The 12,502-nt window shown below is 72.9% G+C and carries 8 protein-coding genes and 1 tRNA gene; 5 read left to right on the top strand and 4 right to left on the bottom strand.

Features of this window, described 5'->3' with window-relative positions; translation table 11 throughout:
- Positions 1–1,904, top strand: a 1,904-nt coding sequence (locus OGL89_RS08815; protein ID WP_263119604.1) for a threonine/serine exporter family protein, incomplete at its 5' end; no start/stop codon positions are given.
- Between the two features lie 75 nt (positions 1,905–1,979).
- Here the strand turns inward: OGL89_RS08815 and OGL89_RS08820 are convergent.
- The 4 genes from OGL89_RS08820 to OGL89_RS08835 form a co-directional block, all read right to left on the bottom strand.
- The gene (locus OGL89_RS08820) at positions 1,980–2,885 is read right to left on the bottom strand and encodes a DUF4031 domain-containing protein (protein ID WP_346770694.1); all 906 of its coding nucleotides are present in this window, start codon (positions 2,883–2,885) and stop codon (positions 1,980–1,982) included.
- Positions 2,886–2,953: 68 nt separating this feature from the next.
- Positions 2,954–4,885 carry an FAD-dependent oxidoreductase gene (locus OGL89_RS08825; RefSeq protein WP_263119605.1) on the bottom strand — a complete coding sequence of 644 codons (1,932 nt, stop codon included), beginning with the start codon at positions 4,883–4,885 and terminating at the stop codon, positions 2,954–2,956.
- A 191-nt stretch (positions 4,886–5,076) separates the two neighbouring features.
- Positions 5,077–5,147 (bottom strand) — tRNA-Gly (locus OGL89_RS08830).
- Positions 5,148–5,332: 185 nt separating this feature from the next.
- Complete coding sequence (locus OGL89_RS08835; RefSeq protein WP_263119606.1) at positions 5,333–7,858, bottom strand: glycosyl transferase; 2,526 nt, start codon at positions 7,856–7,858, stop codon at positions 5,333–5,335.
- A 221-nt stretch (positions 7,859–8,079) separates the two neighbouring features.
- Between OGL89_RS08835 and dcd the strand changes: the two genes are divergently transcribed.
- The 4 genes from dcd (at position 8,080) to OGL89_RS08855 (ending at position 12,472) form a co-directional block, all read left to right on the top strand.
- Positions 8,080–8,655 carry a dCTP deaminase gene (gene dcd / locus OGL89_RS08840; RefSeq protein ID WP_263119607.1) on the top strand — a complete coding sequence of 192 codons (576 nt, stop codon included), beginning with the start codon at positions 8,080–8,082 and terminating at the stop codon, positions 8,653–8,655.
- Positions 8,656–8,658: 3 nt separating this feature from the next.
- Positions 8,659–9,738 carry a hypothetical protein gene (locus OGL89_RS08845; RefSeq protein ID WP_263119608.1) on the top strand — a complete coding sequence of 360 codons (1,080 nt, stop codon included), beginning with the start codon at positions 8,659–8,661 and terminating at the stop codon, positions 9,736–9,738.
- A gap of 75 nt (positions 9,739–9,813) precedes the next feature.
- Positions 9,814–11,658, top strand: coding sequence for a glycoside hydrolase family 15 protein (locus tag OGL89_RS08850; protein WP_263119609.1), 1,845 nt, complete (start codon positions 9,814–9,816; stop codon positions 11,656–11,658).
- Positions 11,659–11,671: 13 nt separating this feature from the next.
- Complete coding sequence (locus tag OGL89_RS08855; RefSeq protein ID WP_263119610.1) at positions 11,672–12,472, top strand: SDR family NAD(P)-dependent oxidoreductase; 801 nt, start codon at positions 11,672–11,674, stop codon at positions 12,470–12,472.
- The last annotated feature ends 30 nt before the right edge of the window (positions 12,473–12,502 follow it).

The following is a 12,502-nucleotide window of genomic DNA, read 5'->3' on the forward strand; positions in this document are numbered from 1 at the left end:
CCGAGCAGCCGACGACCGTGCCCTCCGCCACACCCGAGTCGACCGCTCCGGCGTCCCCCTCCCCGGAGCCCACCTCCACCAGCACCGTGCCGGCGCCGGGTTGGTTGAGCCGGCCCGCCGCCGCCGACTCGTCGCTGCCGTGGGGGATGGTGCTGGTCGCCGTCCTGGTGCTGGTCGCCGCCGCGGCCGGACTGGTGTGGTGGTGGCGTGGCGGTGCGCCGACCCCACGGTCGGGTGCGCGCGGCGCGGCGGCTGCCGCCGGTGCCGGTGCCGGCGGGCAGTCCGGGGCCGGGCACCGGGCCGGGAGCGCCGCCGGAGAATCCCGCCGCGCGCAGAGCGCCACCACGGCGTCGCTGCCGCTGGGCGGCGGTGTGGCGTCGGGGACCACCGCGGACGACGACACCGTCGAGCTCGCGGCCGTGCCGGAGGAGCCCGGCTCCGCGGGAGCGGGTCCTGCGGGTGTCGGTTCTGGGGGCCTCGGTTCCGCGGGCGGCGACCCTGTGGACGCCGGTTCCGCGGGTATCGATCAGGAGCCCGCCACCGAGGACCCGGCCGTGACCGGGATGATCGCGGTCGTCGCCGTGGACGAGGCGGCGGGGACGATGCCGGCCGTCGCGGCGAACGCCGGCGCCGATCCGGCGACCGGCACCCCGACCGAGTCCGCGGACCCCGAGCTCACGGTGCGCTTCCTGGTCCGTCTGGGCGAGGCGATGGTCGACAGCAGCTCGCCGATCGCGCAGGTCAACGGCACCCTGGAGCGCGTCGCGGCGGTGAACGGCCTGCCCGGCACCGCGGTGGTGACCTTCCCGACCGCGCTGATGGTGTCGGTGCCCGACGGGCAGACGGTACGGACCGCGGTGGCCACGGCGGGCTCCCGGTCCCTGCGTCTGGACCAGGTGGCCGACGTGCTCGACCTGGCCCAGTCCGCGGTGCGCGGTGACCTGCGCCCCGCGGCCGGTCTCGCCCAGCTGTCGGCGATCCTGGAGTCGCCGCCGCCGTCGACCGGTCGCCGCCGTGCCCTGGGGTACGTGGTGGTCGCGGCCGGCCTGTCCCTGGTGCTGGGCGGCGGCTGGCTGGACGTGCTGATCTCCGCGGTGCTCGGCGGCCTGGTGTCGGTGGTGACCCGGCTGACCCGCCGGATGCCGGTGGTCTACCAGGGCCTCTTGACCGGGGCGTGCGCGTTCCTGGTCGCGGTGCCGGTGTTCCTGCTGGTGCGCACCGGGTGGTCGGTCGGACTGCTCGCACCGCTGGTCGGACCGCTGGTGACCTTCCTGCCCGGTGCGTTGCTGACCACCGGTGTGATCGACCTGGCCACCCGTCAGATGATCGCGGGCTCCGCGCGGCTCGCGGCCGGAGTGATGCAGCTGGTGCTGCTGGCCCTGGGCATCACCGCGGCCGCCGGGCTGGTGGGGGTGCCGTCGACCGAGGTCGGCAGCAGCGGCGGGCACCCTCTCGGCTGGGCGGCGCCGTGGATCGGCGTGCTGGTCTACGCGGTCGGCGTGGTGCTGAACAACGACGCCCGGACGGCCGCCCTGCCGTGGATCACGCTGGTGCTGGTGGTGGCCTATGCCGGTCAGGTGGTCGGCGGTCTGCTGCTGGGGGCCTCGGTGTCCTCGTTCGTGGGCGCGTTGGCGATGACCCCGGTGGCGATGGTCGCGGCGACCCGGCGGACCGGACCGCCGTTCCTGGTGACCTTCCTGCCCGGATTCTGGGTGCTGGTGCCCGGTGCGCTCGGCCTGGTCGGCGTGACGTCGGCGCTCGACGGCGTGTCGGACCAGGCGATCACCACCATCGTGACGACCGGGGTGTCGATGGTCGCGATCTGCCTGGGCGTGCTCGCCGGGCTCGCGCTCGGCTCCGGTCTGCAACGCCGGCTGGCCCCGGACGTCCCGCCGCTGATCTGACCCGCGCCCGGCACTCGCGACCCGGGCTCTCCACTCCGACCGCATCGTCCCGGGCCGTGCGGGGCACACGCGGTCTCAGGGGCCGAGGACTCCCAGCTCGCGGCGCAGGTTGGACTCCGCACGGGCCGACCAGCGACGACGGCCCTCGTCGGTCGCGTAGAGGGCGGGCAGGTCCAGCAACTGCTCCAGGACCGCGCGGCGGCCGTTCCGGAACCGGTCATCCGGCACGGTCGCGTACTCCGCGCGGACCTGCCGGGTGTACTCGTCGTACCGGGCCGGATCGGCGCCGAGGATCGCCAGGTCGGCGTCGCTGACCAGGGCGGCCACCCGGTCGGCGGGATCCGGGTCGTGGCGCGCGGTCATCCGGATCAGCTCCGCCACCCGCGGATCGCCGAGGGCGGCCAGGGCGAGTGCGGCGGAGGCGTCCTCGTCCTGGGGGGTGCGGCCGTCGTGGACGGCGTCGTGGAACCAGAGCGCCAGCTCCGCGGTGCGGCGGTCCGCGTCGTCGAGCGTGCCGGGGGCGGTGCCGGCGCGGCCGGTGGACGTCGAGGGCCCGGCCTCCGCGCCGGTCAGGACGTCCAGCGCCGCCAGCGCCTCCGCCAGGTGGGTCGGGCCGTGGTACGTCCGGTGCGGCTCGCGCCAACGGACCAGCAGGTCGTCGACGGTGGCGTGATCCCCGGGGCGCAGGGCGAGCCAGCGACGTCGCAGCCCCTTCAGCACCGCACGGTCCCGGCCGGGCACCCGCAGACCGGAGGCGATCAGCCGTCGGGTGAGGTCACCGCCGCCGATCGCGACCGCGCCGGCGGCCACCGCGTCGGCGTGCCGGTCGGCGGGGATGTCGTAGTGGTCGAGGTCGAAGGCGCGCCGTCCGATCCCGAGCCCGGCGGCGAAGTCGTGCAGCTCGGCCAGGGAATGGTCGGAGACCAGGTGCGACCACAGGGTGTCGTGGGCGGGCCAGGCCGGCGGGTCGACGAGGATCACCGCCCGATCGTACGAGCGGGGACCGATCCGCCCGCGCGCCCCTCGGCCGGGACACGCGGGCGGCCGGGTCACAGGGCGTAGGCCGCCAGGAACCCGGCGTTGATCGCCTCGCCGACCTTCGCGGGCTTCACGCAGTCTCCGACCGGGATCACGTGCGCGCGGGCGGCCAGTGCCTCGGGCAACGCGGTGTTCGGCCGCACGCCGAAGGCCGACAGCACGGTGTCCGCGTCCACGTGGACCTCCTGCCCGTCGGCGTCCAGGGCGGTCAGCCCCTTGTCGTCGATGGCGGTGACGGTGTGGCCGGTGAGGATCCGCACGTGGTGCTCGGCCAGCTGCCGCAGGAGCGTGATCCGGTTGATGACGATCATGTCCTTGGCGATCTCGGAGGCCATCTCCACGATGGTCACCTCGTGCCCGGCCTGCGCCAGCTCCAGCGCGGAGTCGGCACCGGACAGCCCACCGCCGGCGACGACGACCCGGTTGCCCACCGGGGCGCCGAGGTGGAAGTCCAGCACCTCGACCACGTTCTCCCCGTCGATGCCGGGGATCGAGCGCGGCACGATCGGCAGCGACCCGGTGGCCACGATGATCGCGTCGGCGCCGTCCAGCTCGGGGGAGTCGGCGGCGATCTCGGTGTCCAGGTGCACGGTGACCGGGAGGGCGGCGAACTGACGCTCCCACCAGCCGACCATGCCGCGCAGCTCCTTCTTGAACTCCGGAGTGGCCGCGGGCCAGAGCACGCCGCCCAGGGTGGCGCCCTTCTCGTACAGGTCGACGGTGTGACCGCGCAGCGCCGCGGCTCGGGCCGCCTCCAGCCCGCCGGGTCCGCCGCCGACCACGACGACCTGCTGCGGACGCGAGCTGATCGTCAGCACGCGCTCGCGCTCGAAGCCGACCTGCGGGTTCACAGCGCAGCCCAGCGCTTCGGCGAAGAACGCGTGCCCGACGCACATCGCGTTGCACCGGATGCAGGGGCGCACGTCCCCGCGGCGACCGTCGCGCAGCTTGTTCGCCCACTCCGGGTCGGCGATCAGACCGCGGCCGATCCCGGCGAAGTCGGCCTCACCGGCGGCGATCACGGCCTCGGCATTCTCCGGGGTGAGGTTGCCGACCGCCATCACCGGGATGGAGAGGACCTCCTTCATCGCCTTGGCGGCCGGTGCCATGCAGGCGTCGCCCAGGTAGTAGGGCGGGAACACGTAGTCCATCGCCTCGTAGGAACCGTCGTCGGCGATCAGGAGGTCCAGCCCGGCGCCCTCCAGGACCCGGGCGATCCGTCGCGACTCCTCCACCGTCCGACCGCCCTCGAACCGGTGGTCCACCGACAGCCGGAAGCTGACCGGCAGTCCGGGGGCGGCCGCCTTGATCGCACGGATGATCTCGACCGCGAACCGGCAGCGGTTCTCGGTGGAACCGCCGTACTCGTCGATGCGCCGGTTCCAGACCGGGCTCATGAACTGGTCGACCAGGTACCCGGTGTGCCCGTGGATGTCGATCGCGTCGATCCCGGCGGCCCGTGCGCGCGCGGCGGCCTCGGCGTGCCGCTGCACGATGACCCGGATCTCCTCGGTCTCCAGCGGGCGGCAGAGCACGTCCGGGCGCGCGTAGTGCGGGTTGTCCGACGCGGAGATCGGCAGCCGCTCCGGGTCGACGGTGTTGATGTTCCGGCCCAGCCCGGCGGTGAGCTGCAGGCTGATCCTGCCGCCGACCGCGTGGATCGACGCGGCGAGCGCGGTCAGGCCCGGCAGGCAGTCGTCGGTGTCCACCCGGCACAGCCCCGGGTTGATCACCTCGTAGTCCTGGGACACCGCGGAGATGCCGGTCATCACCAGACCGGTGCCGCCCTTGGCGCGCTCGGTGTAGTACGCGATCTCACGCTCGGTGATCAGGCCCTCGTGGGTGCCCATCTCGGTGCCCATCGGGGCGAGGGCGACCCGGTTGGGCAGGTCCAGGGTGCCGATGCGGCCGGGTTGCAGGACGTGGTCGAAGGTCGTGGTCATGGCGAGTCCTCGGTGGTGCGGCGGCGCGACGGGGGCGGAAGCGCCGAATCCCTGACGGATCACCTGAATCGTCCATTACCGACCGACCGGTCAGCAGGGCCGTACGTCCTGACATCGTGACGGGATTCACGAGCGTTCCGGCCGGGAGAACGACGAAGGCCCGGACCGTGGGGTCCGGGCCTTCGTGCGGGAGCGGATGACGGGAATCGAACCCGCGCTATCAGCTTGGGAAGCTGAAGTTCTACCATTGAACTACATCCGCACGAGCGTCCTGCCGGACGCGTCCGACCAGTGTAACCGCTCCGCGCGCGCCTCGGGGACCCGTCGTCGGGAAGCCGGTTCCGGTCGCGTGTCCCGCCCTGCGGACCGACGGGATGCGGCGTCCCGGCCCCCGAGGGCCCCGGGCGCATGGCGGACCGGGGCCCTCGGGACGGGCCGGAGTGCGGATCAGAGGGTGACGGCGACCTGGACGGTGCTGCCCGCGGGCGCGTAGGGCACGGTGCGGCCGTCGACCGGGACGCCGTCGACGGTCAGCGACGCCCGGGCACCGGGGGCACCGGAGTTGGTCACGGCGATCTCGTACCGGGCGCCGCGGATGGTCCGGGTCACCGTGAACGACGGCACGTCCGGGCCGAGCTGCGGATCCACGATCAGGCCGTCGTAGTCCGGGCGGACCCCCAGCAGGTACTGGGAGACCGCGACGAAGTTCCAGGCTGCGGTACCGGTGAGCCAGGAGTTCTTGGCCTCACCGTGCCGGACCGCCTCCTTGCCGGCGATCATCTGCGCGTAGACGTAGGGCTCCAGGCGGTGCACCTCGGAGATGTCCTCGCGGTAGGCCGGGGTGATCCGCTTGTAGTAGTCGAACGCGCGAGCGCCGTTGCCGACCACGGTCTCGCCGATGATCACCCACGGGTTGTTGTGGCAGAAGATGCCGCCGTTCTCCTTGTACCCCGGCGGGTAGGTGGAGACCTCGCCCAGCTCGATCTGGTAGCTGGTGTAGGCCGGGTGCTGCAGCACCATGCCGTGGTCGGTGGCCAGGTGCTCGTTCACCGACGCGAGGGCGCGGACCGCCTCGGACTCCGGGTTGCCGGGGTCCTCGGCGTCGACGCCGATGCCGCCCATCACCGCGAAGCCCTGCGGCTCGATCCAGATCTTGCCCTCGGGGGTGGCGTCGGTGCCGATCGGCTTGCCGAAGAAGTCGTAGGCGCGCAGGAACCACTCGCCGTCCCAGCCGTGCGCCAGGACCGCGGCCCGCATCTCCTCCACGGCGGTGCGCGCGGCCGCGGCGACCTCGGGCAGGCCACGGCGCTCGGCGAGCTCGGCGTACTCGGGGCCGATCGCGGCGAACATCGCGGCGATGAACACCGACTCGGCGACGCCGCCGGACTGGTTCTCCGTGGTCTGGAAGGACTCACCGGGGGTGCTGCTGAAGCAGTTGAGGTTCAGGCAGTCGTTCCAGTCCGCCCGGCCGATCAGCGGCAGCCCGTGCGGGCCGCGGTTGTCGACGGTGAAGTCGAAGGACCGGGTGAGGTGCTCGAACAGCGGGACCTCGGAGCCGGGCTCGTTGTCGAAGGGCACCGGCTGGTCGAGGATCGCCCAGTCGCCGGTCTCCTTGACGTAGGCGGCCACGCCGAGGATCAGCCACAGCGGGTCGTCGTTGAATCCGGAGCCGATGTCGTTGTTCCCGCGCTTGGTCAGCGGCTGGTACTGGTGATAGGCCGAGCCGTCCGCGAACTGCGTCGACGCGATGTCGATGATCCGCTCCCGGGCACGCTCCGGGACCAGGTGCACGAAGCCGAGCAGGTCCTGGTTGGAGTCGCGGAAGCCCATGCCGCGGCCGATGCCGGTCTCGAAGTAGGACGCGGACCGGGACATGTTGAAGGTGACCATGCACTGGTACTGGTTCCAGATGTTGACCATCCGGTCGAGCTTCTCGTCCCCGGAGGTGACGGTGTAGCTGCCGAGCAGGTCGGCCCAGTAAGCGCGCAGCCGGTCGAACGCGGCCTCGGTCTGCTCGGTGGTGGCGTAGCGGGAGAGCAGGTCGTGCGCGGGGTCGCGGTTGATCAGCTGCTGGTCGCTGCCGGGCGCCCACTTGGTGTCGTGGTCGTTCTCGACGTAGCCGAGGACGTAGGTCAGCGAGCGGGACTCGCCCGGGGCCAGCGTGACCTCGACCTGGTGCGAGCCGATCGGGTACCAGCCGGAGGCCACCGAGTTCGCGGACTTCCCGGCGCGCGGCACGGCGGCCTCGCCCAGCCCGTTCCACGCCCCGACGAAGGTGTCCCGGTCGGTGTCGAATCCCGTCGCCCGGGTGTTCACCGCGTACACGGCGTAGTGGTCGCGGCGCTCGCGGTACTCGGTCTTGTGGTAGATCGCGGAGCCGTACGGTCCGTCCAGCTCGACCTCGACCTCGGCCAGCGACAGGTTCCGCTGGTAGTTGGTCTGGTCGTCCTGCGCGTTCCATAGGCAGAACTCGGCGAAGGAGAACAGCTGGATCCGCTTGGGGTCGGTGGAGTCGTTGGTCAGCGTGACCTGCTGGATCTCCGCGTTCTCGTCGACCGGGACGAAGAACAGGGTGTCGACGGTCAGGCCGCCGCGGGATCCGGTGATCCGGGAGTAGCCCAGGCCGTGCCGCGCCTCGAAGTGGTCCAGCTCGGCCTTGACCGGCAGCCAGCCCGGCGCCCACACGTCGCCGCCCTTCCCCTCGGACGTGCTCCCCTCGGTCCGCGCGTCCGAGGGGGCCCCTTGGTCGACGACGTAGAAGTAGCGGCCGCCGTCGTCGGCGGGGATGTTGTTGTACCGGTACCGGGTCAGCCGGCGCATCTTCGCGTCGCGGTAGAAGGAGTAGCCGCCCGCGGTGTGCGAGATCAGCGAGAAGAACTCCTGCGAACCCAGGTAGTTGATCCAGGGGTACGGGGTGTGCGGTGTCGTGATGACGTACTCGCGTGCCTCGTCGTCGAAGTGGCCGAACCGCATCGTTGCGCCTTCCGGAGTGGGGTGCTGGCTGGTGCTGCGGGAGCGCTCCCACGCACCCGCGAGCGACAGCGTACTGCACCGTCGAAGCGCTTCAACGATCCATGGCTCGCCCGGCCCCCGCCGCCGCTCACCGCCGAGTGCGGAGAAGCTGTCGTGGATCGGGCGATATGGGCGACGACTTCTTCGCAGTCGGCGGCGCGCACGGCCGGTACCGTGGACCCGTGCTGCTCTCCGATCGCGATATCCGTGCCGAGCTCGAGTCCGGGCGGGTGGTGTTGGACCCGTCCGAGGACCAGATGGTGCAGCCGTCCAGCGTGGACGTGCGGCTGGACCGGTTCTTCCGACTGTTCGACAACCACCGCTACGCCATGATCGACCCGGCAACCGAGCAGCCGGACCTGACCCGGATGGTCGAGGTCGATCCGGACGCGCCCTTCGTGCTGCACCCGGGCGAGTTCGTGCTCGGGTCCACGTACGAGCAGGTCACGCTGCCGGACGACATCGCGGCCCGGCTGGAGGGCAAGTCGTCGCTGGGACGGCTCGGGCTGCTGACCCACTCGACCGCGGGCTTCATCGACCCGGGGTTCAGCGGCCACGTGACCCTGGAGCTCTCCAACGTCGCGACCCTGCCGATCACGCTCTGGCCCGGCATGAAGATCGGCCAGATGTGCTTCTTCCGCCTGAGCTCGCCCTCCGAGCGGCCCTACGGCTCCGGCGCGACCGGATCGCGGTACCAGGGCCAGCGCGGTCCGACCGCTTCCCGGTCCTGGCAGGACTTCCACCGGACCCGGGTCTGACCCGTGAGCGGCCCGGCGATCCCGATGCCGCGGCTGACCGGGTGGCCGCAGGACGCGCCCGCTCCGGGCCGCCACCTGCTGCTGCTCCCGGACGGCGTGGTCGCCGAGGAGGTCGAGGTGCTGGCGATCAGCCGGTTCTCCGCCGCCCGGTGGGACCGTCCGCCGCGGGTGCCGATGAGCCGTCGTGACTCGGCCGCGCAGCCGACCCCCGGGGTGCTCCGGCTCGGCCGGCTGTCGACGGTGACCGGTCCGTTCGGGGTCGAGCCCGCGGTGGCGGCCCGACTCGGCGTCCCGGGGGACATCGTGTCCGCCTGGCCGGTCGACGTGCCGCGGGAACGCCACGCCGCCCTCGCGATCGGCGGTGACCGCGACGGCCTGCGCCGGGCGTTCGGTGCGCAGCAGCCGGTGCGCGAGGAGGGCCGGGTGCTGCGCTGGCTGATCGACGTCGCGCGGCGGCTGGGCGGTGCGGTGCGCACCGACACCGGTGCGGTGCTGGTCCCGGAGATGGATGCCGCGCTGGACCTCACCGTGGTCAGCGACCGGTGGGTGGAGCCCGAGGTGGTGCTCACCGCCGCACGCCGGGTCGCCCCGCAGGCCCGGATCGATGCCCCGGTGTCCTCCGGTGACCGGCTCGCGAGCGTGGCGCACACCGGTCGGGCCCTGGTGCAGCGGCCGGACGCCGGGATCGGGGTGGCGGACGCGGACGAGCGGCAACGCCTGCACGCGGAGGCCGATGCCTTCGACGCCTGGATGGTCGCCCACCCGCCGGCAGCCGAGGGCTTCGGGGTCCTGATCGACCTGGGCGCCGACGGCGCGGTGTCGGTCCGCGCCGAGACCGAGGGCGAGCTGCCGCTGGTGCTGCACGGGCTCGACTGGACCCAGGGCGAGGTGGTCGCCTATCGCGTCACCTGGGAGCCGCCGGAGCTCGAGGAGCTGGAGGCGGAGAAGCCGTCCCTCGCGCACCGGGTCGCCCGCGGTCGCGCCGCGCAGGTGGTGCGGTCGATCGCCCGCGAGGTCCAGCTGGACGTCGGCGGCGAGGTGGCCGACATGGCCGGGTTCCTGGTCGATCCCGCGGAGCTCTGACCGTCTCCGATTGCCGACCCGGTCCGGTCGTCCGACGATGTCGGCACGGCGGATCGTCCGCCCGGTGGGAGGACGATGACCGACGGTCTGGGGCATCTGGACGGCGACGCCGAACACGCCCGGGAGGGTTCCGGGCACGCCGCGTCGGAGGATCTGCGGGAACCGCCCACCCGGATCGACGGCTACGCACCGCTGCGGACCTACGCCGCGCTCGGTGACGGCCGCACGATCGCCCTGGTCGCCGAGGACGGCCGGATCGACTGGCTCCCGCTGCCCGACCTCGACACCCCGCCGGTGTTCGCCGCGCTGGTGGACGCCGATCAGGGCGGCCGGGTGGAACTGGCGCCGACGGTGCCCCACCGGGTCCGGCGCGAGTACCTGGTCGGCACCAACGTGCTGGCCACCACCTACGTCACCGATGACGGCGAGGTCCGGCTCACCGACTCGATGAACACCGGGGTCGCCGGGCGGCTGCCGTGGAGCGAGCTGGCCCGCCGGGTCGAGGGACTGAGGGGCGTCGTCCCGATGGCATGGCAGGTGCGGCCCGGCACCGTGCTCGGCACCGCGTCGCCCTGGGTGCAGGACACCGTGCACGGGCTCGTGCTGCACGACGACGGCGTCACCGTCGCGGTCCGGACCGGCGGCGAGATGACCGTCGTGCCGGAGGGTCAGGCGGTGTCCGGTGCCTTCACCGCGACCCCCGGGAGCCGTCACCTGCTCGTGCTGGCCGCCACCGCGGGCGAACCGGTGTTCCTGCCCGACCCCGAGGACTCGGACCGCGGCATCGACCGGACCGCGGACAACTGGCGCGCCTGGACCCGCGAGTTCCACTACGACGGGCCCTGGGGCAAGGCGGTCCAGCGCTCCGCCCTGACGCTCAAGCTGCTGCTGCACGCCCCGACCGGGTCGATCGCGGCGGCCGGGACCACCTCGCTGCCCGAGTCCTGGTCCGGCGGGAAGAACTGGGACTACCGCTTCGCCTGGGTCCGGGACGCCGCCTACACCCTGGACGCCTGGATCGGCTTCGGTCTGCGCGAGGAGGTGCACGCGGCCACCGCCTGGGTGCTGCGGACCTTGCGCGCCCACGGGATGCGGGTGTTCTTCACCCTCGGCGGCGACCCGCCCGGCGGACAGGAGGAGGCCCTCGCCCCCGGGTGGCGCGGCGTCGGACCGGTGCTCACCGGCAACCGCGCGGACGGCCAGCTCCAGCTCGGGATCTACGGCGACCTGCTCGCGGTGGTGCGGGGCTACGTCGATGCCGGCAACCTGCTGGACGCCGACACCGGTCGCCTGCTGGCCGGGATCGCCGATCAGGCCGCCGATGCCTGGCACCGTCCCGACGCCGGGATGTGGGAGCTGCAAGAGGACCGGCACTACACCACCTCCAAGCTCGGCTGCTGGCAGGCGCTGCGCTGTGCCGTGCACCTGGCGGAGCTCGGGCAGATCCCCGGCAACGCGGCCCGGTGGGCGGCCGAGGCGGAGCGGATCGCCGACTGGGTGCGCGAGCACTGCTGGTCCGAGGAGCGCGGCGCGTACCTGATGTACCCCGGTGCGGACGCCCTGGACGCCTCGATCCTGCTGCACGCCCGCAGCGGCTTCGACACCGGTGACCGGATGAGCCGCACCATCGACGCCCTGCGCGCCGAGCTCGGCACCGGCCCGTTCCTGCACCGCTACACCGGGATGCCGCAGGAGGAGGGCAGCTTCGTCGCCTGCGCGTTCTGGGGGATCGCCGCGCTGGTGCTGGTCGGCCGGCGGGACGAGGCCCGGGACTGGATGGACGCCCTGCTGGAGCAGGCGAACGACGTCGGCGTCTGGCCGGAGATGATCGACGCCCGGACCGGCGACTTCCTCGGCAACCTGCCGCAGGCCCTCAGCCACCTCGCCCTGGTGCAGGCGGCTCTCACCTTCACCGACTGACCGGAGGACTCCCATGGAACTCGGCATCACCGACCGCGTCGCCCTGATCACCGGCGGCGACTCCGGCATCGGCCTCGCCACCGCCCGCCAGCTGCTCGACGAGGGCGTCCGGGTGGTCCTGACCGACCAGACCGACGACGCCCTCGCGCACGCCGTCGAGCAGCTCGGCGCCGACACCGACCGGCTGCTGCCGGTGGCCGCCGACCTCACCGACCCCGATCAGGTCGACGCCGTGCTGACCCGAGCCCGGGAGGCCTTCGGCGCGCCCGACATCCTGGTGCACTCCGCCGGGGTCACCGGCGCCCAGGGCCTGTTCCACGAGATCGACGACGACGGCTGGGCGCAGACCATCGAGATCGACCTGCTCTCCGCGGTCCGGGTGGTCCGGGCCGCGCTGCCGGGCATGCGCGCCTCCGGCTGGGGCCGGATCATCCTGCTCGCCTCCGAGGACGGCGTGCAGCCCTACGTCGACGAGCTGCCGTACTGCGCCGCCAAGGCCGGGGTCCTCTCGCTGGCCAAGGGCCTGTCCAAGACCTACGCGTCCGAGGGCGTGCTGGTCAACGCGGTGTCCCCGGCCTTCATCGAGACCCCGATGACCGACGCCATGATGGACAAGCGAGCCGAGGAGCGCGGCACCGACCGCGACGAGGCGATCGAGTCCTTCCTGGACGAGGAGCGGCCGTTCATGGAGCTCAAGCGGCGCGGCCGCCCGGAGGAGGTCGCGTCGGTGATCACGTTCCTGGTGTCCGAGCGCGCGAGCTTCGTGAACGGGTCGAACTACCGGGTGGACTCGGGGTCGGTGGCGACGATCTGACCGCGGGCGAGCACGGCCACCCGGATCGCG

The organism is Cellulomonas sp. RIT-PI-Y, from assembly GCF_025642745.1.
Taxonomy (GTDB): domain Bacteria; phylum Actinomycetota; class Actinomycetes; order Actinomycetales; family Cellulomonadaceae; genus Cellulomonas.